Here is a 22,258-nt window from a genome sequence, read left to right as displayed (position 1 = left end):
TGGCTCAGAACGACGCGGTCAGGCTGGTGAACAGCGTACGGCCGGGTTCGTTGTACGTCGCGGCACCGGCCCCTTCGATGTTGGCCACACCCTGGGCGTTGCCTTCGCGGTACAAACGCTTGTCAAACAGGTTCTCGACGCCTGCGGTGATGCTCAGGTGACGGGTGATGGCGTAGGTGCCGCTGATCCCGGCGATGGCGTAAGGTGCCAGCTGGTTGTTGGATGTTCCCGTGACGCGTTCGCCGTGGTAATCGAATTTTTTCGGCGTCTGTTTGCCGTACCAGGCCACGCTGGCTTGCAGCGACAGGTCCTGGGTGGCCTGCCAGTCCAGCATTGAGTTCAGGGTGTAACGCGGGGTAACCGACAGGTAATCACCGGTCTCCTTGTTTTTCGATTGCAGCATGTAGGTGAAGTTGTTGGTCCAGGTCACTTGTGCTGACAGCGGCAAAGTCAGGGTGCCTTCAAGGCCTTCAACCAGAGCCTTGGGTACGTTCTCCCATTGATAGATCCCGGCATTGGCATAGTCGCCGGTACCGCCCACGGCGTGGCCGATGGGTGACAGGCCGGACTCGATCTTGTTTTTGTAGTCGTTGCGGAAGTAGGTCAAACCCGCGACCACGCCTTCGTTGTTGTACTCAATGCCCAGCTCTTTGTTGACGCTGGTTTCAGCCTTGAGGTCGGCGTTGCCTTGCAGGTAGCAACTGGTTGTTTGCCCGTAGCAACCCTGGCCGCGGCTATACAGCAGATAGTCCGGGTTCAACTGGTACAGGTTGGGGGCCTTGTAGGCGCGGGCGATACCGGCTTTAAGGGTTACGGTGTTGGTCAATTCGTGTGACAGGTTGAGCGATGGGCTCCAGTTGTTGCCCACGATGCTGTGGTGGTCCAGGCGCAAGCCCGGGGTCAGCATTGTGCCGGGCAGCAGCTCGATATTGTCGGCCGCAAACAGCGAGAAAATCTGCGCCGAAGAGCTGGTGCTGCGGTTGGTGCTGGTCAAGCCCGGAACCGCGCCTCCTTCGGTGGTCAGTTGGGTGTTGGCGCTAGGGTCATCGAGTTTTTGCTGGGTCCACTCGGTGCCCAGGGTCAAGGTCTGATCCAGCCCTGCGTGCAATGGCAAGTTAAGCTCGCCATGGGCGGTCAGGTCCTTGAGCACGGCGGTGTAGAAGCCACTATTGCTGAAGATGCCTTCGGTGCCCCCGGCCAAGCCTTCGTTGATCCGCGTGTTGCGGGTTTTCTCGTATTGCAGGTAGGCCATGCTGCTTCCGAAATCCCATTCACCGCGATGGGTCAGCGCATAGGTCTCGCGGTAAGTTCGGTTGGTTTCATGGCCCAGCAGGCTTTTTACGTAAGCGTTGCTGTTGGTGTTTTGCGTGTCGCCGGTATAGATGTTGCCCTGGCGGCTGAAGCCCGCTTCGAACTCCAGAGTCTGCTGCTGGGTCAGGTGCCAGCTCAGCAAGCCGTTCACGTCTTTGTTGCGCACGCCTTCACGGCCAGCGGGCAGGGTGCCGACCTGGTTACCGGTGCGCAGTGATTCGTGGCCCTGGTTGATGTCCCAGTCATCCGGGTCGGTCTTGGCGATGTTGCCGTACACCCGGTAGCTCAGGTTCTCGGTCAGCGGGCCGTTCAGGCCGAAACTCATGCGCTCGGTGGCGCCTTCATCCTTGTGGGTCGGGAAGTTGCTGTAGACCGTGGCCTCACCGTGGGTTTCAGCCCCCGGCTGTTTGGTGATGATATTGACCACACCGCCTGCAGCACCGTTGCCGTACAACGCAGCGGCCGGGCCACGCAAGACCTCTATGCGTTCGACCTGATCGGCTGGCACCCAGTTGGTGTCGCCGCGACTATCCCGCTCACCGCGCCAGCCGTAACGCACGGAGTTACGGCTGTTGACCGGCTTGCCGTCCACCAGAATCAAGGTGTTTTCCGGGCCCATGCCACGGATGTCGATCTGGCGGTTGTTGCCGCGCTGGCCGCTGGTGGAGTTACCCGTCAGGTTGACCCCCGGCATGGTGCGAATGATCTGGGACAGATCATTGGCCGGAGGGCGCTTTTTGATGTCTTCTGCGGTGATGATCGACACACCGGGCATCTGCTTGGTTTCTTCCAGAGCAGTGGCGACGACGTTGGTGTTTTCGAGTTCCAGCGCCGCAGGCGTGGTGTCCTGAGTCGCAGCCTGAACGGAACTGGTCAGCAGCCAGCAACTGGACAACACAAAAGGGGCGAAAGGGCGCAGCGCATGTAACGACATCGGGTGATCTCCGAGACAACCAGATACAAGAAGATCACGAATGATAATGACTGCTAATTGAGAGTAAAGCGCATTAACTTTCTAAACACTTCTGGGCCGGCAGCAACAGGTGCATGCACAAACCGGTTTCGCCGTTAGTCGCCCATAAGCGCCCTTGTTGCAGCTCGATGGCGCGCTGGGCAATGGCCAGGCCCAGGCCAAAACCTTCGCCGATCGAACCTTCGAGGCGCTGATACGGCACAAACAGGTTGGGCAGGTCTTCTTCTGCCACGCCGGGCCCCTGATCTTGCAGGCACAAATGCCAGGCATCGCCTTCGCGCCAGCCGCTGAGGGTGACGTTGCCATCTGGCGGCGAATAGCGAATGGCGTTGCGCAGCAGGTTTTCCAGGGCCTGGGCCAGGCTGTCGAGGTGCACTTGCACATAACACTCGGTGCCCAACAGGCAAGGCAAACGCTCGGCTGACCAGCCACTTTCAAAGCAGGCGTCTTCGCACAAGGCTTCCCAGACCGACAGCACCAGCACTGGCTCACTGGGCAGTTGCGTGCGCTCGGTGTCCATCCAGGCCAGGTTAAGGGTGTCTTCGAGCAAGCGCTGCATGTCGTCGATTTCGCGGTCCAGTCGCTGGCGCAACTGCTGCGCCGGTAACCGGCTGTCATGGGCGATGCGCAGACGTGCCAGCGGTGTGCGCAATTCGTGACTCAGGGTACGCAACAACAAGCGCTGCTGATTCAGGCTTTGGCGCAAGCGGCTGGCCATGTGTTCGAAGGCTTGAGCCAGCTCGCCCAACTCATCGCGGCGCTTGATCAACGGCAAAGGCACTTCGCTGTCCAGATCATCTGCGCGCAAGGCATCGGCGCGATCGCGCAAGCGATTGAGCGGCACCACCAGATTTCGATACAGCAGCAGGCCGAGCAGTGCGGCGAGCAAGGTCGGCATCACGCCGTGACTGAGCACATGGGTCCACGGCGTGAGGCCGCTGGGCAACAGGCGCTCGGGCAATTGGATAACCAACTGTCCTTGCTCGGGATGCGTGGGGAACGGAATGCTGACATAAGGCAGTTCGTCCTGCAGGCGTCGGCTCATGGGCCAATGCAGTTGGCGCATAAAGGTCAGCTGGCGATAAATCTCGGGCGTCAGCGGGGTGTTGCTTAAGCTTTCCAGGTGCGGCCCCAGCACCGTGACCCAGGTGTTCTCTTTGGCGGCGACTTGACGGGTAAAGCGCTGCAGTGCGTCACGGTCCTGCTGCTGCCAAATGTCTTCGGCTTGCTGGGCATACTCGGCCAGGTAATCGCGCTCTTCAGGCGTCAGAAAGTAGGTCTGGCGTTCAGTCGACAGGCCCCAGATCCAGATGATCCAGGTCAGCAGCAAACAAAAACTGACTTGTATCAGCGCCAGCTTCCACAGCAAGGGGTGACGGCGCATCAGTGTTTTTCCGTGTCGACCAGAATATAGCCCTGGCCGCGTATCGACTGGATCTGAATATGCTGCGCGCCGATCGCCGCCAGCTTGCGCCGGACATTGCACACGTGCACATCGAGGCCACGGTCCAGTCGCGTGTAGATACGGTGCAACACCTGCTGATATAAAAACGCCTTGTTCAAGGGTTCGCCGCCGTGTTCATGCAGGGTGAGCAGCAGGCGAAATTCAGAACCGGTAAGCCCGGCCAGTTCGCCGTTGTGCAGCACATCCTGGGCGCTCTCATCAAAGATCATTGAGCCGTACTCACGCTCAACCGCAGGTGGCTTGAACATGGCCATGCGCCGCAGCAGCGCATCCGTGCGCGCGTCGAGTTCGGCCAGGCTAAAGGGTTTGGGCAAGTAATCATCGGCACCACGGGTAAAGCCGGTGATGCGGTCCTGTTCATTGCCCAGGGCCGACATCAGCATCACCGGCACATTTTGCTGGCTGCGCAGGGCTTCGAGCAGTGACAAGCCGTCGATGCCCGGCAACATGATATCCAGCAGCACCAGATCAAAAGAGCGTTGTTGCAGGGCGTTGAGGCCCTGAATGCCATCCGGGCAACTGGTGACGGCAAAGCCGCGCTGCAACAGATGACGTTCGAGGTCGTGGCGAAGCCGGAAATCGTCTTCGACCAGCAGCAGGTGGGTGGGGCTAGGCATAGGAGAAAGGTATCAATGAGAATATTTCACATTCGCGAATATCCCACTAATACCGATGCTGCGCAATTGCTATGACGGACAGGATGACCGTTGTCATCTGTCTAGCCCGGTGGATGTACAGCGGATCTGATCAACTACAGGTCGGATTCGCACAAAAAGGGCGGTCTTGCTTCTGTTCGAATGATCCTCAACGGCCGGCCCCGCAGGCGGCTTTCAAGTGCGATCAACGACAAGGGTACCTGACATGCAAATGCCTAAAACCATCCAGATCAAGAACGGCGAAAAAGTCACCCCAACGTTCTCGGCCCAGGAGTACGCCCATCGCCAGGCCAAGCTGCGTGCCTACATGGCGCAGAACAATATCGATGCAGCGGTGTTTACCTCGTACCACAACCTCAACTATTACAGTGATTTCCTGTACTGCTCGTTTGGCCGTAACTACGCACTGGTGGTCACGCAGGACCGCGTGGTGACCATCAGCGCCAACATCGATGGCGGCCAGCCCTGGCGCCGGACCATGGGCACCGACAACATCGTTTACACCGACTGGCAGCGCGACAACTATTTTGTCGCCATCCAGCAAGCGTTGCCCAAGGCCGGGCGCATCGGGATCGAATTCGATCACATGAATTTGCTCAATCGCGACAAGCTCGCCAGCCGTTACCCGCAAGCGGAGTTTGTCGACATCGCCGCCCCCTGCATGCGCCTGCGCATGATCAAATCAGCCGAAGAGCACGCGATTATTCGCCATGGCGCGCGTATCGCCGATATCGGCGGCGCGGCGGTTGTCGAGGCCTTGGCCGATCAGGTGCCGGAATACGAAGTGGCGCTGCATGCCACCCAGGCCATGGTCCGGGAAATTGCCCGCACGTTCCCGGACTCTGAGTTGATGGACAGCTGGACCTGGTTTCAGTCCGGCATCAACACCGATGGCGCGCACAACCCGGTAACAACCCGCAGGGTCAACAAAGGCGACATTCTGAGCCTGAACTGCTTCCCGATGATTGCCGGTTACTACACCGCGCTGGAGCGTACGTTGTTCCTGGATCATTGCTCTGACGCACACCTGCGCCTGTGGGAAGTGAACGTCAAGGTGCACGAGGCCGGGCTCAAGCTGATCAAGCCGGGCATGCGCTGCTCGGACATTGCCCGGCAGTTGAATGAGATCTTTCTGGAACACGATTTGCTGCAATATCGCACCTTTGGTTACGGCCATTCGTTTGGCACCTTGAGCCATTACTACGGGCGTGAAGCCGGGCTTGAACTGCGTGAAGACATCGATACGGTGTTGGAGCCCGGGATGGTGGTGTCGATTGAGCCGATGATCATGATTCCCGAAGGCCGCCCCGGTGCCGGCGGTTATCGCGAACACGACATTTTGATCGTGAACGAACAGGGCGGTGAAAACATCACCCATTTCCCGTATGGCCCGCAGCACAACATCATCAAGAAATAAAGCAGATGGGCGCTGGCTTGTCTGCGATGCAGACGACTCGGTTCGGCTCACCAGCCGGATTGATGCCATCGCGGGCAAGCCCGGCTCCCACAGGTTTCGCGTATGTCGCATGCGCGCCTTAGACGCGCAGCGTTTCTGACCCATTACCCCTGCCAACAAGAACACAATGAGGGTATTTGTCATGTCCACCGTCTCGTCCACGCTTTCCCTGACCGCCGAACAACAGCTCGAACTCAGCAGTGAACGCAAGGCCTTGCGCCGTGCGGCCACCGCCAGTTTTCTGGGCAATTTTGTCGAGTGGTTTGATTACGCTGCGTATGGCTATCTGGCGACCATCATCGCCTTGACGTTTTTCCCGCAGACCGATGCGGCAACCGGTCTGCTGGCAACCTTCGCGGTGTTTGCGCTGTCGTTTATCGTGCGTCCCATCGGCGGGCTGGTATGGGGCCATTTTGGCGACAAATACGGGCGTCGCAGCGCCTTGGCCTGGTCGATTCTGATCATGACTGTCTCGACCTTTTGCATTGGTTTGTTGCCGGGTTACAACCACATCGGCCTGTGGGCTCCGGCGCTGCTGTTGTTGATCCGGCTGGTGCAGGGTTTTTCGGCCTCCGGTGAGTACGCGGGGGCTTCGGCGTTTTTGGCCGAGTATGCCCCTCAGGGCAAACGCGGCTTTTATACCAGCATTGTCCCGGCGAGCACTGCTGCCGGGCTGTTGTTCGGTGCGGTATTTGTCGCGGGTCTGCATGCGCTGATGACCGTCGAAAACCTCCATGACTGGGGCTGGCGCTTACCGTTCTTGCTGGCCGCACCGTTTGGTCTGGTCGGGCGTTATATCCGCATCAGCTTGCAGGATTCCCCCAAGTTCCTGGAGATGGAAAAACGTCTGGAGGCCAAGGAATGCGCGACCCACGCGCCGATTCGTGAATTGCTCACGGTGCATCGCCGTGCGGTGGTCATCGGGATCGGCGTGACCTGCTTGAATGCCGTGGCGTTTTACCTGCTGCTCAGTTACATGCCGACGTATCTGTCGACAGAAATGGGCATGAGTGAAAGCGATTCATTTATCGCCTCTACCGTGTCTTTGGCGACTTACATCGGCTTGATCTTCCTGATGGGCAAACTGTCCGATCGCTTTGGTCGCAAGACAATGCTGGTGGCGGCGTCGGTGCTGTTTTTGCTGCTGACCTTTCCGCTGTTCGGGATGCTCGGCAACCCGTCGCTGATGGTGATCCTGATGATTCAGATCGCTTTCGGGGCGATTCTGGCGATGAACGACGGCACCTTGCCGTGTTTCCTGGCTGAGATATTCCCGACGCGGGTGCGCTTCAGCGGCTTCGCTTTCAGCTTTAACATCGCCAATGCCGTGTTTGGCGGCACCGCGCCGTTTATCGCAACGTGGTTGATCCAGCTAACAGGCAACAAAATGGCCCCGGCCTGGTACTTGTTGGCGGCAGCCGCCGTGGCCTTGATCGCGATGCTCGCCAGCCGCGAGACCGCGTACAAGGCATTGCAGGATTAACAAAAACCGCGTGGGTATCTGTAGGAGCGAGCTTGCTTCGCGATCTTTTAAACAGTCAAAAGATCGCGAGACAAGCTCGCTTCTACGTCTGCGGGATCAGTGCAACGCCACTTGCTTACGCTCGCCAACCGGCGATACCCCGAACAGCCGGCTGTAGCATTTGGAGAAATGCGCTGCCGAGACAAAGCCGCAGGCGAGGGCGATGTCGCGCACTTGCGACTCGCTGCGCAGCAACAAGGTTCGAGCGCGGGCCAGACGCAGTTCCAGGTAGTACTGGCTTGGCGTGCGTTGCAGGTGTTTGTTGAACAGGCGCTCCAGCTGGCGCACCGACACGTCATTGAACCGGGCCAAGTCTTCAAGGCTGACCGGTTCTTCCAGGTTGGCCTCCATGATCGCCACCACCTGGCTGAGCTTGGGCTGCGAAGTCCCCAGCTTTTGCCGTAGGGGCACGCGTTGTTGCTCTTGCGCGCCACGGGCCCGATCGCACAACAGCAGCTCGGCGGCGTGGGCGGCAATCTCCCGGCCACCCGGTTCACGGGCGATCAATTGCAAGGTCATGTCCATGGACGCAACGCCGCCGGAGCAGGTGAAGCGGTCGCGATCCATCTCAAACAACTGGTTGGAAATGATGATTCCGGGGAAGTGGTCCTTAAGGGTTTCAATGTCTTCCCAGTGGATGGTGCAGCGATAGCCCTTGAGCAAGCCTGCACGGGCCAGCCAGTAACTGCCGGTACAAATGCCGCCCAAGGTGACTTTTTCGTGCGCCAGTTTGCGCAGCCAGTTAAGCAAGGGGCGACTGCTGAGGTGAGACACGATCGGGTTTGAGCCCACCACCAGCAATATGTCCAGTTTTGGTGCGTCGCCAATGGCGTAGTCGGGCAGGATGCGCATGCCGTTGCTGGCGGTTACCGGGTCCATATTGGGGGCGATGATCACCGAGCGGAACAACTCGCGGCGCGCCGCCATATTGGCCATGCGCAGGGTCTCAATCGCCGAGGCAAAACCGATAGTGGTGAAGTTCGGTATCACTAAAAAACCCACGGTTTTCGCCGTGGGCACATTAATCGACGAGCCTGTAACAGGTGCTGGCATTCCAAGGTTCCTTCTTACGCTCCAGGACGCGTCTAGCGTCGGGGTTTTCGCAGTTCGTTGCAGTCCCAATTAAACAACCTGCAATGTGCTGGAGCGTAGCCAAGCATTTGTTATGCCAGCGGTTAAGCGTGGCTTGCGGCGTGTGGTGTGATCCGGGTCAAGCGATGTCATTTTGTTATCAGGTACAACCACCCATGAGGAGTTCATAAAAATAATGGTCCGCACCGAGGGGTCCACCCCAGGTCGGCGCCTTAAAGGAATAACGCCATGGTTTTAACCTTCCCGCGTCTGGCCATAGCCGGTCTGACGCTGATGAGTACCTTTGCAGCCTGCGCCAATGAGCCGTCTCCGGCAGTTGGCACGCAGACCGAGCGCGGCCAGTATGTTGCTCAACTGGGTGACTGCATCGCTTGCCACACTGCCAAAGGCGCGGCGCCCATGTCTGGTGGTCTGGCGCTGAAAACCCCGATGGGGACCATTTACTCGACCAACATCACCCCTGACCGCGACACCGGTATCGGCAACTACAGCTTTGAGCAGTTTGATGAGGTTATGCGCAAAGGCGTGACCCCGAGCGGGCAACACCTGTACCCGGCCATGCCGTACCCGTCTTACGCGAAGATGAGCGAAGGCGATATGCAGGACTTGTATGCCTACCTGATGCAGGGCGTAACCCCGGTCAAAAACGCCAACCTGGAATCTGAAATGAGCTTTCCGTTCAATCAGCGCTGGGGCCTGGCGTTGTGGAACATGATGTTCCTCGATACCCAGCCGTTTGTGCCTGATCCGACCAGGACTGAGGTGATCAACCGTGGCGCCTATCTGGTGCAAGGGCTTGGGCACTGCGGCTCATGCCATACGCCGCGCGGGCTGGCTTTCCAGGAAAAAGCCATGAGTGATGCCGGCAGCAGTGGCAAGCACTACCTGGCTGGCGAGACGGTCGAAGAGTGGCAAGCATTGAGTCTGCGTAACCTGTGGACGGTTGAAGACACCGTGCAATTGCTCAAGACCGGGCAAAACCGCTTCGCCACAGTCGCCGGCAACATGGTCGATGTGATTCACCACAGCACCCAGCATTTTACCGATGCGGACCTGACGGCCATTGCCAGCTATTTGAAATCGTTGCCAGCAGGCAAGGACGAGTTGCCGATGCCCGCAGTGGCCAACGCCCCTGCACTTGCCCCTGAGACCTTGTTCAGCACTCGTGGCGGGCTGGGGTATACGCAATTTTGCGCCGACTGCCACCGCCCGGACGGCGGCGGGGTCAAAGGTATCTTCCCGCCCTTGAATGGCAACCCGAGTATCCTTTCGCCTAACCCGACCTCGTTGTTGCATATCACCCTGACAGGCTGGCAAACCGCGCAAACGGAGGCTCATCCGCGGGTCTACACCATGCCCGGCTTTGCAAGGCTGAGCGATGCCGAAATCGCTGAAATCCTGAGTTTTGTGCGCAGCAGTTGGGGCAATGACGCTGCGGCCATCAAGCCTGCGCAAGTGGCCAAGATGCGCAAGCAGCTCGACCCGCAGACCACTGATTCCAGCGCCTTTGAAACCCCGCGCCTGGCCAATCTGTTGAGCGCATCCAACGCCGATCAAGTGGTGCGCGGCATGCGTCTGCACCTGCAAACCAAGGCTCTGCTCCCGGATAACGTCGGCAATGCGCTCAATTGCACCAGTTGCCACTTGAATGCGGGCACTGTGGCGGATGGCTCGCCGTTTGTGGGCGTGTCGGCGTTCTTTCCGGGTTATGCGCCGCGTGCTGGCAAGGAAATCACTCTGGAGGAGCGGATCAACGGCTGTTTCCGGCGTTCGATGGACGGCAAGCCGCTGCCGGTCGCGTCCCCTGACATGCAGGCCATGGTGGCGTATTTCGACTGGATGAAAATGAACACCGCCCCTGGCGATAAAGTGGCGGGTCGTGGCGTCGGCAAGATCGACCCGGGCATCAAGCCCAATGTCGACAATGGCAAAGTGGTGTATGCGCAGCAATGCGCGGTGTGCCACGGTGATGACGGCCAAGGCCTCAAACACGCGGATGGCAGCTATGTGTACCCGCCGTTGTGGGGCGATGAGTCGTTCAATATCGGCGCGGGCATGGCGCGTACCTACACAGCGGCGGCCTTTGTTAAGCGCAACATGCCGATCGGTTTACACGAGAAATTCCCGTTGGGGCAGGGCGGCTTGTCAGATCAGGACGCCGTGGACGTGGCCGAATACTTCTCGCACAAACCCCGGCCAGACTTCGTCGACAAGGCCAAGGACTGGCCAAAGGGCGGTAAACCGGTGGATGCGCGCTACTGAGTAAACCCGTGTAGGAGCGAGCTTGTCTCGCGATCTTTTAAAAGATCAAAAGATCGCGAGGCAAGCTCGCTCCTACAGTTCTGTTAGGGTTTCAAACGTGCGGGGTGGTGTGGGGTTTTTCCTGTGGGCTGGCGTATTGCGGCTTGAGCACGCCGTGGTTGTCCAGCAACCAGGCGTCCATCACTTTACGTACCACCGGACCGGCAACACGGCCACCGGCTTCACCGTTTTCAATCATCACCGAAATCACTATTTGCGGGTCTTCTGCCGGGGCAAAGCCTACAAACAAGGCGTTGTCACGGTTACGCTCGGCGGTTTTCAAGCGGTCGTACCGCTCACCTTGCTTGATCGCCACCACTTGCGCCGTACCACTTTTACCAGCGATCCGGTATTGCACGCCCTGTGCCGCCGCCCGAGCGATGCCGCGCGGGTCATGCATCACCAATTGCATCGCGTGGTTAACCTGTTCCCACTCCTTGGGGTCGTGCAGCACGATGTTCGGCATCGGGTTTTCATCGACGGGCGGGGTGCTGTCGATGGTCTTGGCCAAGTGCGGACGGTTCCACACGCCTTTGTTGGCAATCAACGCGGTGGCTTGCGCCAGTTGCAGCGGCGTGACCTGCATGTAGCCCTGGCCAATACCCAGAATCACCGTTTCACCGGGGAACCAGGCTTGGCGGCGGGTGCTGCGCTTCCATTCGCGGGACGGCATCAAACCCGACGACTCTTCAAACATGTCCATCGAGACTTTCTGGCCAAGGCCGAACATCGACATGTAGTCGTGCATGCGATCAATGCCCAGTTTGGACGCCAGATCGTAGAAGTAGGTGTCGTTGGAGCGCATGATCGCCGCATTCAAGTCGACCCAGCCGTCGCCGCTGTGGTTCCAGTTGCGGTATTTGTGGTCAACGTTGGGCAACTGGAAATAGCCGGGGTCGAAGACCCGCGTCGAGGCTGAAATCACGCCGCTGTCCAGGCCGGCAATCGCCACTTCAGGCTTGATGGTCGAGCCCGGTGCATACAGGCCGCGCAAGGCCCGGTTGAACAGGGGTTTGTCGACCGAGTCACGCAGGGCCGAGTAATCCTTGGAACTGATGCCGGTCACAAACAGATTGGGGTCGAAGCTGGGCTTGCTGACCATTGCCAGCACTTCACCGGTTTTCGGGTCGATGGCGATGATGGAGCCGCGACGGTCGCCCAAGGCCTCTTCGGCGGCTTCTTGCAGGTGGATATCCAGGCTCAGGACAATGTTCTTGCCCGCCACTGCGTCGTGGTGGCGCAGCACGCGCATCACCCGGCCCTGGGCATTGGTCTCGACTTCTTCAAAACCTACCTGGCCGTGCAGTTCGTGCTCGTAAAAGCGCTCGATGCCGGTTTTGCCAATCGACTGGGTGCCCCGGTACTCGGTGGGGTCCAGTTGCTTGGCTTCTTTCTCGTTGATGCGCCCGACATAGCCCACCGAATGGGCAAAGTGATCGCCCTGCGGGTAATGGCGTACGAACTGGGCTTCGACATCAATGCCCGGCAAACGGTACTGGTTGACCGCCAGCAGGGCGATTTGCTCTTCGGTCAGTTCGTACAGCAGGGTCGAGGGGTCAAACGGATGCCGGGCCTGCTTCATGGCCTTGGTGAATACCGCGCGGTCTTCTTCCGGCAAGTGCAGGATGCTCATCACGTTGTCCAGCACCTTGGCGGTGTCGCCAGCGCGTTCACGGGTGATGGTCATGTTGAAGCTGGGCTGGTTATCCGCCAGCAGCACGCCGTTGCGGTCATAGATCAGGCCGCGTTCCGGCGGGATGGGCAGCACGTGAACCCGGTTGTTTTCAGACACGGTGGAGTTGTAATCGAACTCGGTGACTTGCAGAAAATACAGGCGGCCGATCAGCGTGCAACTGATCGCCAGGACCAGCAGGGCGCACGCAATCAGTCTTTTATTGACCAGCCGTTTCTCGGTGTCGTGATCTTTAAGAGGGATCGGCTCGGGCATGTTCCGGGTGTCTCATGTCAGTAAACAAAAGTGCAGCAGCCCGCAGGACGATAACGGGCAACAAAAGTCGGCGCACACCTTACCAAGAAGCTGGGATTCAAGTCGGTTTATTGGTCGGTTGTTCAGCCAAAGCCGACAGTCTGCTGATGCGGCGGGCTGCTGTAAACTCGCTTCCTTTTTGGGGAACGATGGCGATGTTGCCTTTGATTGACTGGCGCCCGCGCGCACTGTTGCAGAGCTTACACCTGGATTGGCTGCAACAGGCCGGTGTCGAGGTGGCCGTCTTGCGTCTGGACCAGATCGACCCAATGATCAGTGGCAACAAGTGGTTCAAGCTCACCGAGCACCTGACAGCCGCACACGCCGCAGGCGCACAGGGTTTGATCAGCCTGGGCGGGGCTCATTCGAACCATTTGCATGCGCTGGCGGCGGCGGGCAAGCGCTTTAATTTTGCGACGGTCGGTCTGTTACGCGGTCATCCGCAACAGACCCCGACCACGCTTGACCTTGAACGTTATGGCATGCAGCTGCATTGGCTGGGCTTTGCCGGTTATCGGGCGCGGCATGCACCGGGCTTTTGGGCGCCCTGGCAGGCGCAATACCCGCAATTGCAGCCGGTGCCGGAAGGTGGCGGTGGGCTGCCGGGTGCGCGGGGCTGCATGAGCCTGGTGCATCAGGTGCGCGAGCAACTGGCGGCGCCGGGTTGGGACGATTACGACGCATGGTGGCTGGCGGCCGGTACGGGCACCACCCTGGCCGGTCTGGCGTTGGGGGAGGCGGGGCAGCACAAGGTGTACGGCGCCTTGGCGGTGCCGGACGATCATGGTGTCGCGCCGCAAATCGAAGCAATTTTGCAAGCGGCGGGGCATGTGGGGCGCAACTTTGAACTGATCGACGCCAGTCGCGGCGGTTTTGCCAAGGTAGATGAAGATTTGCTGGCGTTTATCCAGGCCAGCGAAGCAGCCAGTGGTTTGCCGCTGGAGCCGCTGTATACCGGCAAAGCCTTGATGGCGCTCAAAGCGGCGGTGGAGCAGGGGCGCATCGGCCGGGGGGAACGTGTGGTGTTCGTGCACACCGGCGGCTTGCAAGGCCGCCGGGGGTTTACCTTCGCTTCGTAAACACCACCCCCGTAGGAGGTGCCGCCCCGCGATCTTTTGATCTTTAAGACAGCTCACCCCTAAGGCGTGAAAATCAGCGTCCAGGCAGTATGCGCAGCAGGGTGTTGTCTTTGATCAGGTAGTGATGGCCGAGCCCGGCGAGGGCGTGCAGGCCAATCAGCCAGTAACCGATGGTTGCGCCCAGTTCGTGCCAGCCTTTGATTTGCTTGGCGAGGTCTACGTTTTTCGCGGTCAGGGGCGGGATGTCGAGGCCATAGAAGAACACCGGCTTGTCGTTATGGCTGAGGATCAAATAACCCAGCACCGGCATGGCGATCATGAACAGGTACAGCGCCCAGTGCATCAACGTGGCCAGCGCGGTTTGCCAGGCCGGGGGCGTGGGGATGATTTTTGGCGCGACGCCCAAGGTTCGCGCCAGCAGCCGCAGCCAGACCAGCGCAAAAACCGTCAGGCCGAGCATAAAGTGGGCGTCCTTCATCAGGTTGCGACCGTCGCTGTCTTTCGGGAAAATTCCGCGAAATTCAATCGAGGCGTAAATCAATACAAACAGCAGCACCATCAGCCAGTGCAGGGCGATGGAGACACGACTGTAGCGCTCAGCGGTGCTTTTCCAGGACATGGGTTTTCCTCACGGTTCAGGTTTAGCCTCCGTTCTTGTTCGACGGAGTGCTCACACTGTAATACGCCTGCCAGGGAAAAAGCTGAGGTGGGTCAGTTTTCAGGGTTGCCGGGCACGTTGGGCCACAGGTCAGACACCAAAAACAGACGCTCGGCTTCTTCCCAGTCGCCGCTGCCGTTCTCAACCAGGCGCACCATAAGCTGTGCCGGCGCCTGCGGGTGCAGTTCGGCCAGCCACACGTCGAGTTGTTGTTTGCTCCATAACCCTTCTGGCGTAGCGTGCGCCGGGGCCAGCCAGGCGTGGCGGGGCAGGGGTTGCCAGCAGCCTTCAGCACTCTGGTGGATAAACGCGGGCCAATCACGTTGATGCAGCCAGCGCCCGCGTAAATGTTGCGGGTGTGCGCCTACGGGCGGTAGCGCATGCTCAGGCCACGGGTATAGCAGGTAGCCGCCCAGCCACAGGCTGGCAGTGAACGTCTGAATATCCAGCCCGGCCAGGATCTGCCGGCTTTCAGGACGGTTGGACATTGGCAGTTGGTGCTGGCTGAAGTGCTTGAGTTTGCGGTCCAGGCGGTCATTGCTGCCGGGGCCCAGCCAGTTGCCGGGGTCGCGGCCATCGGCCTGCTGCGGGCCAAGGTACAGCTTGATCGCCAGTTCCAGGTGGTGAACCCCGTCACGGTCGCGCAGCAACAGGTCCAGTTCACCCAAGGTGTGGCCACCCAAGCGGATCGGCAGGTTGGCCGCGAGCAGTTCTACCCCCGGCGCATGCTCGACGGCAAACTGCCAGAGCCGCTCGTAATAGCGCCCCAGTCGGCGCGTGGTGGCCAATGCCAACCACTGCTGCAGCGGCTCGCTGTGCTGGTCCAGCGTGCGCAACCAGTGTTCCAGTTGGTCCGGCGCCTGCACCCAGTCGCTGCCGGCCAGCGGGTGGCGTTGTGGCCACGGGGTTTGGCTGAGCATCGGCGGGGCGAGGATCACCCACGCCAAATCACGCACCTCAGGGTGACGTAATTGGCGGGGCAGGTTGAGCAAGTCAGGAAAGAGGATCATTGTGCGAGCATAGCTCCCGTAGCCTGAAAGGGTTTTGTCTATTGTCCTGTTTCGACCATAATCGCTGTTTTCGCACGCCTAAAACCTTGCAGGAGCCTCATGGAGCAATTTCGTAATATCGGCATTATTGGTCGTTTGGGCAGTTCTCAGGTGCTCGATACGGTTCGCCGACTGAAAAAATTCCTGCTTGAGCGGCACATGCACGTGATCCTCGAAGACACCATTGCCGAGGTATTGCCCGGGCACGGTTTGCAGACCTCCTCGCGCAAGATGCTCGGCGAAGTCTGTGACATGGTGATTGTGGTCGGTGGTGATGGCAGTTTGCTCGGCGCGGCCCGTGCACTGGCCCGCCACAATGTCCCGGTGCTGGGCATTAACCGCGGCAGCCTGGGCTTTTTGACCGATATCCGCCCGGATGAGCTGGAGGTCAAGGTCGCCGAAGTGCTCGATGGCCACTATAAGGTCGAAAACCGCTTTCTGTTGCAAGCCGAAGTTCGCCGCCACGGTGAAGCCATCGGCCAGGGCGACGCCTTGAATGACGTGGTGCTGCACCCCGGCAAGTCGACGCGGATGATCGAATTCGAAATGCACATTGACGGCCAGTTCGTCTGCAGCCAGAAGGCTGACGGTCTGATCGTCGCCACGCCAACCGGCTCTACCGCTTACGCCATGTCAGCAGGCGGCCCGATCATGCATCCCAAGCTGGATGCCATCGTGATCGTGCCGATGTACCCGCACACCCTGAGCAGCCGGCCGATTGTGGTCGATGGCAACAGCGAGCTGAAGATCGTCGTGGCCAAGGACATGCAGATCTACCCGCAAGTCTCGTGCGATGGTCAGAACCATTTCACCTGTGCGCCGGGCGACACCATCACCGTCAGCAAAAAGGCGCAAAAGCTGCGTCTGATCCACCCGTTGGACCACAACTACTATGAAGTGTGTCGGACCAAGCTTGGCTGGGGCAGCCGACTGGGCGGTAGGAGCGACTGATGCTCGATCCTGCGCGCAGTTACGATTTGATCGGTGACGTGCATGGCTGTGCTCATACCCTTGAGCACCTGCTGGAACGTCTGGGCTATCGCAAACTCGCCGGTATCTGGCGACACCCGCAACGGATAGCGGTGTTTCTCGGTGACATCATTGACCGCGGCCCGCGAATTCGCGAGTCGCTGCATATCGTTTACGACATGGTCCGGACCGGTCAGGCGCTGTGCCTGATGGGCAACCATGAATTCAACGCGCTGGGCTGGTGCACACCGGCCCCGCCAGACAGTGGCAAAGAGTATGTGCGCGAACACAATGCGCGGCACACCCGGCTGATCCACGAAACCCTTGAGCAGTTCGCCCAGTACCCCGGCGAGTGGCACGACTTTGTGCAGTGGTTTTATGACATGCCGCTGTTTGTCGACGCCGGGCGTTTCCGGGTAGTGCACGCCTGTTGGGATGCAGATGTGATAAGCCCGCTGCGCGCCCAATACCCTGACGGCTGTATTGATCAACCGTTTGTGCAGGCGGCCGCGTACGCAGACAGTTTTGCTCATCTGGCTTTCAACCGGCTGCTGCGCGGCACCGACATGCGCTTGCCGGATGGCCTGACGTTGACGGGTGGCGACGGCCTGACACGGGCGTTCTTCCGCACCAAGTTCTGGGAAGACGACCCCAAGACCTACGGCGATATTGTCTTTCAACCCGACGCATTGCCTGAGCGCGTGGCGCAACAGCCATTGTCCTCAACTGAAAAAGGCACCTTGCTGCGCTATCCGAGTGACGAGCCGTTACTGTTTGTCGGCCACTATTGGCGCAGCGGCGAGCCTGCGCCCATACGGCCAAACCTGGCCTGCCTGGACTACAGCGCGGTGCTTTACGGAAAATTAGTGGCCTACAGGCTTGATCAAGAAACCCGGCTCGATCCCGCCAAGTTTGTATGGGTGGATGTAGAGCGCCCGGAGGCTGTGCAATGAGTGTGGTGGCGGTTTTACGGTTACCGATTTCGGTCGACCTCGCAGGCTTTGTGGCGTTGCTCAAACGCATGCAAGTGCCCCATCGGGTCAGCGAAGAGGCGGGCGAGCAAGTGTTGTGGGCGCCCTCCGAGATTGCTGACGATGTGCGCAGGCTGTATGAGCAATTCCCGCTGGGCGACCCTGATAACCAGATCCCGATTGCCAAACGCCCGGCAGCAATGGGCCGCCCCGGCTTTGCCCAGCAATTGAAGGCCAGCCCGGCCACCGCTGTGATTTTGCTGATCTGCATCATCGTGGCGGTGATCACGCAGTTGGGTGACAACCTGTCCACGTTGAGTGCATTGACCTTTGTCGGCTTCAATATTCATGGTCAGTACGTAGAATTCACGCCCTTGTCGCAAAGCCTTGCTTCCGGGCAATGGTGGCGTTTGATCACCCCGATGTTTATCCACTTTGGCGTCCTGCACATTGCCATGAACGGCATGTGGTTCTGGGAACTCGGGCGCCGGGTTGAAATACGTCAGGGCAGCATCAATCTGGTGGGCTTGAGCTTGTTGTTCAGCCTGGTGTCCAACTTTGCCCAATACCTGTTTGGCGGGCCCAGCCTGTTCGGCGGGTTGTCGGGTGTGCTGTACGGCCTTTTAGGGCATGTGTGGATTTACCAGGTGATGGCGCCCAACCCGGTTTACCACCTGCCCAAAGGCGTGCTGGTGATGATGCTGGTGTGGTTGGCGTTGTGCCTGTCCGGGCTGGTGTCGATGATCGGCTTTGGCGAAATCGCCAACGCAGCCCACGTCGGCGGGTTGCTGATTGGTTGCCTCACCGGTTTGCTGGGCGGGCTTTGGGCCAGCCGCAAACAGGTTTAATTTCATCCGTATTTCGAGAGTAGAAAAGCATGTCCTCTTTCAATGAAATGATTAAAAACATCACCCCTGATATCTATCAGAGCCTGAAACTGGCGGTCGAAATCGGCAAGTGGGCCGATGGCAACAAGCTGACCGCCGAGCAGCGCGAGCTGTCGTTGCAGGCGATGATCGCCTGGGAAGTGCAAAACCTGCCTGAAGAAGAACGTACCGGCTACATGGGCCCGCAAGAATGCAGCTCCAAGTCGGCGCCCGTGCCAAACATCCTGTTTAAGTCGGATGCTATCCATTGATTGAGATTGGTCGCGGTGCAATCAGCAAAATGTCGGCAAGCCTGCAAGAGCCGACCGTTCAATATGCGTTTCGTTTGGGCGATACCGAGGTGCCGGTCAATCCGTTGATCGGGACTAAACTGCGTCTGGAGTTTCTGGGGGAGATCAACTGCACCCACTGTGGACGCAAAACCAAAAAAAGCTTCAGCCAGGGCTATTGCTACCCGTGCATGACTAAACTGGCGCAGTGCGATGTCTGCATCATGAGCCCGGAGCGCTGCCATTACGACGCAGGCACGTGCCGTGAGCCGTCGTGGGGCGAGAAGTTCTGCATGACTGACCATGTGGTGTACTTGGCCAATTCGTCAGGCGTGAAAGTCGGCATTACCCGTGCCACGCAACTGCCGACCCGCTGGCTGGATCAGGGCGCGAGCCAGGCATTGCCGATCGTGCGTGTGGCGACGCGCCAGCAGTCGGGGTTTGTCGAGGACCTGCTGCGCACCCAAGTGGCCGACCGCACCAACTGGCGCGCACTGCTAAAGGGCGATGCTCAGCCGGTGGATCTGGCGGCGGTGCGAGATGAGCTGTTTGGCAGTTGCGCAGAAGGCCTGCAGATCTTGCAGGAACGTTTCGGGCTACAGGCGGTACAACCTTTGCATAGCGTCGAGCCCATCGAGATTCGCTACCCGGTCGAGCAGTACCCGAGCAAGATCGTGAGCTTTAATCTGGACAAAGACCCTGTCGTTGAAGGCACGTTGATGGGGATCAAGGGTCAATACCTGATCTTCGACACCGGCGTTATCAATATTCGCAAATACACGGCCTACCAGTTGGCCGTGCATCAGTAAAAAGGATTGCAGCATGCGCACCGAACAACCGCAAATGATCTACCTGAAGGATTACCAGGCGCCCGAGTACCTGATTGACGAGACGCACCTGACCTTCGAGTTGTTCGAGGACCACACCCTGGTCCATGCGCAACTGGTGATGCGCCGCAATCCCGCCCGTGGTGAGGGCTTCCCGGCCCTGGCGCTGGACGGCCAGCAACTGGAGCTGCTGTCGGTCAAGCTTGATGATGTCGAGCTGACTGCAGCGGACTACGAGCTGACAGACAGCCACCTGACCCTGCACCCGACCACCGAACAGTTTGTGGTCGACACCAGCGTCAAGATCCAGCCCGAATCCAATACCGCGCTGGAAGGCTTGTACAAGTCCGGCACGATGTTCTGCACCCAGTGCGAGGCCGAAGGCTTTCGCAAGATCACTTATTACCTTGACCGCCCGGACGTGATGAGCACGTTCACCACCACCGTGGTGGCCGAGCAGCATCGCTACCCGATCCTGCTGTCCAACGGCAACCCGCTGGCCAGCGGCCCCGATGAAGACGGACGCCACTGGGCGACCTGGGAAGACCCGTTCAAAAAGCCGGCCTACCTGTTTGCCTTGGTCGCGGGCGACCTGTGGTGTGTTGAAGACACGTTCACCACCATGACCAACCGCACCGTGGCGCTGCGCATTTACGTCGAACCCGAGAACATCGACAAGTGCCAGCACGCCATGAACAGCCTGAAAAAGTCCATGCGCTGGGACGAAGAAGCCTACGGTCGTGAATACGATCTGGACATCTTCATGATCGTGGCGGTGAACGACTTCAACATGGGCGCCATGGAGAACAAAGGCCTCAACATCTTCAACTCCAGCGCCGTGCTGGCCCGTGCCGAGACGGCGACCGACGCCGCTCACCAGCGGGTTGAAGCGATTGTTGCCCACGAATACTTCCATAACTGGTCGGGCAACCGCGTGACCTGTCGCGACTGGTTCCAGTTGTCGCTCAAGGAAGGCTTCACGGTGTTCCGTGATTCCGAGTTCTCGGCCGACATGAACTCGCGGGTGGTCAAGCGCATTCAGGACGTCGCGTTCCTGCGCACGCACCAGTTCGCCGAAGATGCAGGCCCGATGGCTCACGCCGTGCGCCCTGAGAGCTTTATCGAAATATCCAACTTCTACACCCTGACTGTTTATGAGAAAGGCTCGGAAGTGGTGCGCATGCTGCAAACCTTGCTCGGCGCCGAGGGCTTTCGCAAGGGCAGCGACCTGTACTTTGAGCGCCACGACGGTCAGGCCGTGACCTGTGATGACTTCATCAAGGCCATGGAAGACGCCAATGGCGCAGACCTGAGCCAATTCAAGCGTTGGTACAGCCAGGCGGGCACCCCGCGTCTGGCCGTCAGCGAGCACTACGACGCTGAGCAAAAAACCTACAGCCTGACCTTCGCCCAAAGCTGCCCGCAGACCCCGGACAAAGTTGAAAAGCTGCCGTTCGTGATCCCGGTCGAGCTTGGCCTGTTGAATGCCCAGGGTGCCGAGTTGCCGCTGCAACTGGCCGGCGAATCGGCGGCGGTCGGCACCAGCCGTGTTCTGTCGGTGACCGAAGCCGAACAGACGTTCACCTTTGTCGGTATCAATGAAAAACCGCTGCCGTCCTTGCTGCGCGGTTTCTCGGCGCCGGTGAAATTGCAGTTTGCCTACAGCAGTGACCAACTGGTGTTCCTGATGCAACACGACACCGACGGTTTCAACCGTTGGGATGCGGGCCAGCAACTGTCGGTGCAAGTCTTGCAGACGCTGATTGGCCAGTATCAACGTGGCGAAACCCTGGTCATGGATCCGCGCTTGGTCGAAGCCCTGCGCAGCGTGCTGACCAACCCGCAACTGGATCAGGCGATGGTGGCCGAGATGCTGTCGTTGCCGGGTGAAGCCTACCTGACCGAAATCAGCGAAGTGGCCGATGTTGATGCCATTCACGCGGCCCGAGAGTTTGCGCGCAAGCAATTGGCCGACAGCCTGTTCGACGAGTTGTGGGCGCGTTATCAGGCCAACCGTGGGGTGTCTAAAGTCACGCCCTATGTGGCCGAGGATGAGCATTTCGCCCGCCGCAGCCTGCAAAACATTGCGCTGTCGTACCTGAGCTTGAGTGGCAAACCCGAAGTTGTGGCAGCCACGCTGGAGCAGTTCGAAAACAGCGACAACATGACCGAGCGCCTGAACGCGCTGGCGATACTGGTCAATTCGCCGTTTGAAGCTGAAAAAGCCCTGGCCCTGGCCAGTTTTGCCGAGCACTTCAAGGACAACCCGCTGGTCATGGATCAGTGGTTCAGCGTGCAGGCAGCCAGCCCGCTGCCGGGTGGTTTGCAGCGCGTTCAGCAACTGATGGAGCACCCTGCGTTCACCATCAAAAACCCGAACAAGGTCCGGGCCTTGATCGGTGCTTTTGCCGGGCAGAACCTGATCAACTTCCACGCCGCCGATGGCTCGGGCTACCGCTTCCTGGCGGATCTGGTTATCCAGCTCAATGCCCTTAACCCACAAATCGCCTCGCGGCAGTTGGCCCCGCTGACCCGCTGGCGCAAATACGACAGCGCCCGTCAGGCGCTGATGAAGGCAGAGCTTGAGCGCATTCGTAGCTCAGGCGAGCTGTCCAGCGACGTGTTTGAAGTGGTCAGCAAAAGCCTGGCGTAAACTCGGCGGCTGAAAAGGCGCTGACCGGTTACTCGGTCAGCGCCTTTTTTGTGTGCATTGAACACCGGTAGTCGCTGAACAATGGAGCCGAGTTGAGAGGCAGCCAGCAACGTTTTACTGCGTCAAGCGCCAC

At 59.3% G+C, this 22,258-nt stretch carries 17 protein-coding genes; 10 read left to right on the top strand and 7 right to left on the bottom strand.

What is annotated here, in order from left to right; genetic code table 11:
* Positions 1-4: 4 nt before the first annotated feature.
* The 3 genes from QMX84_RS03265 to QMX84_RS03255 all read right to left on the bottom strand — a co-directional run bounded on the left by QMX84_RS03265 (position 5) and on the right by QMX84_RS03255 (position 4,366).
* The gene (locus tag QMX84_RS03265; protein WP_282363131.1) at positions 5-2,245 is read right to left on the bottom strand and encodes a TonB-dependent siderophore receptor; all 2,241 of its coding nucleotides are present in this window, start codon (positions 2,243-2,245) and stop codon (positions 5-7) included.
* A 73-nt stretch (positions 2,246-2,318) separates the two neighbouring features.
* A complete protein-coding gene (locus tag QMX84_RS03260) occupies positions 2,319-3,668 on the bottom strand; it encodes a sensor histidine kinase (RefSeq protein ID WP_262125777.1) in 1,350 nt (449 codons plus the stop codon).
* A complete protein-coding gene (locus QMX84_RS03255; protein ID WP_282363130.1) occupies positions 3,668-4,366 on the bottom strand; it encodes a response regulator transcription factor in 699 nt (232 codons plus the stop codon). The genes QMX84_RS03260 and QMX84_RS03255 overlap by 1 nt, the downstream gene beginning before the upstream one ends.
* 244 nt (positions 4,367-4,610) lie before the next feature.
* On the opposite strand from QMX84_RS03255, the gene QMX84_RS03250 reads away from it, so the two are divergent.
* Together QMX84_RS03250 and QMX84_RS03245 are read left to right on the top strand one after the other, a co-directional pair.
* A complete protein-coding gene (locus QMX84_RS03250; protein ID WP_282363129.1) occupies positions 4,611-5,822 on the top strand; it encodes a M24 family metallopeptidase in 1,212 nt (403 codons plus the stop codon).
* Between the two features lie 181 nt (positions 5,823-6,003).
* Positions 6,004-7,344 carry an MFS transporter gene (locus QMX84_RS03245; RefSeq protein ID WP_282363128.1) on the top strand — a complete coding sequence of 447 codons (1,341 nt, stop codon included), beginning with the start codon at positions 6,004-6,006 and terminating at the stop codon, positions 7,342-7,344.
* Positions 7,345-7,440: 96 nt separating this feature from the next.
* Here the strand turns inward: QMX84_RS03245 and QMX84_RS03240 are convergent, their stop codons facing one another.
* Positions 7,441-8,436 (bottom strand): GlxA family transcriptional regulator, encoded by a 996-nt coding sequence (locus QMX84_RS03240; protein WP_262125781.1) that lies wholly within the window; start codon positions 8,434-8,436, stop codon positions 7,441-7,443.
* Positions 8,437-8,703: 267 nt separating this feature from the next.
* Here QMX84_RS03240 and QMX84_RS03235 point away from each other — a divergent pair, with 267 nt between their 5' ends.
* Complete coding sequence (locus QMX84_RS03235) at positions 8,704-10,737, top strand: c-type cytochrome (RefSeq protein ID WP_282363127.1); 2,034 nt, start codon at positions 8,704-8,706, stop codon at positions 10,735-10,737.
* 91 nt (positions 10,738-10,828) lie between these two features.
* Here QMX84_RS03235 and mrdA read toward each other — a convergent pair whose 3' ends face one another.
* A complete protein-coding gene (gene mrdA / locus QMX84_RS03230) occupies positions 10,829-12,724 on the bottom strand; it encodes a penicillin-binding protein 2 (RefSeq protein WP_048370234.1) in 1,896 nt (631 codons plus the stop codon).
* Between the two features lie 194 nt (positions 12,725-12,918).
* Here mrdA and QMX84_RS03225 point away from each other — a divergent pair, with 194 nt between their 5' ends.
* The gene (locus QMX84_RS03225; RefSeq protein ID WP_282363126.1) at positions 12,919-13,842 is read left to right on the top strand and encodes a pyridoxal-phosphate dependent enzyme; all 924 of its coding nucleotides are present in this window, start codon (positions 12,919-12,921) and stop codon (positions 13,840-13,842) included.
* A 73-nt stretch (positions 13,843-13,915) separates the two neighbouring features.
* On the opposite strand, the gene QMX84_RS03220 is transcribed toward QMX84_RS03225, so the two are convergent.
* Both QMX84_RS03220 and QMX84_RS03215 read right to left on the bottom strand, forming a co-directional pair.
* Entirely contained in the window at positions 13,916-14,461 is a 546-nt protein-coding gene (locus QMX84_RS03220; protein WP_282363125.1) for a cytochrome b, read from the bottom strand.
* A gap of 92 nt (positions 14,462-14,553) precedes the next feature.
* Positions 14,554-15,510 (bottom strand): DUF1853 family protein, encoded by a 957-nt coding sequence (locus tag QMX84_RS03215; RefSeq protein ID WP_282363124.1) that lies wholly within the window; start codon positions 15,508-15,510, stop codon positions 14,554-14,556.
* Between the two features lie 99 nt (positions 15,511-15,609).
* Between QMX84_RS03215 and QMX84_RS03210 the strand changes: the two genes are divergently transcribed.
* From QMX84_RS03210 to pepN, 6 genes are read left to right on the top strand one after another with little or no spacing between them, the layout of a single operon-like run.
* Positions 15,610-16,500: an NAD(+) kinase gene (locus tag QMX84_RS03210; RefSeq protein WP_153332966.1), complete on the top strand. Its 891-nt coding sequence runs from the start codon at positions 15,610-15,612 to the stop codon at positions 16,498-16,500.
* Positions 16,500-17,471, top strand: coding sequence for a metallophosphoesterase (locus QMX84_RS03205; RefSeq protein ID WP_262125786.1), 972 nt, complete (start codon positions 16,500-16,502; stop codon positions 17,469-17,471). Before QMX84_RS03210 ends, QMX84_RS03205 begins: the two co-directional genes overlap by 1 nt.
* Positions 17,468-18,337: a rhomboid family intramembrane serine protease gene (locus QMX84_RS03200; RefSeq protein ID WP_262125787.1), complete on the top strand. Its 870-nt coding sequence runs from the start codon at positions 17,468-17,470 to the stop codon at positions 18,335-18,337. Before QMX84_RS03205 ends, QMX84_RS03200 begins: the two co-directional genes overlap by 4 nt.
* A 29-nt stretch (positions 18,338-18,366) precedes the next feature.
* Complete coding sequence (locus QMX84_RS03195) at positions 18,367-18,627, top strand: DUF1315 family protein (RefSeq protein ID WP_048370246.1); 261 nt, start codon at positions 18,367-18,369, stop codon at positions 18,625-18,627.
* Positions 18,624-19,454: a DUF2797 domain-containing protein gene (locus QMX84_RS03190; protein WP_048370248.1), complete on the top strand. Its 831-nt coding sequence runs from the start codon at positions 18,624-18,626 to the stop codon at positions 19,452-19,454. Before QMX84_RS03195 ends, QMX84_RS03190 begins: the two co-directional genes overlap by 4 nt.
* A gap of 13 nt (positions 19,455-19,467) precedes the next feature.
* Entirely contained in the window at positions 19,468-22,125 is a 2,658-nt protein-coding gene (gene pepN / locus QMX84_RS03185) for an aminopeptidase N (protein ID WP_282363123.1), read from the top strand.
* Positions 22,126-22,258 lie beyond the last annotated feature (133 nt).

The organism is Pseudomonas sp. PS01297, from assembly GCF_029959305.1.
Taxonomy (GTDB): domain Bacteria; phylum Pseudomonadota; class Gammaproteobacteria; order Pseudomonadales; family Pseudomonadaceae; genus Aquipseudomonas; species Aquipseudomonas helleri.
The sequence above is the reverse complement of the archived record's forward strand: the minus strand, read 5'-3'. Positions and strand labels throughout refer to the sequence as shown.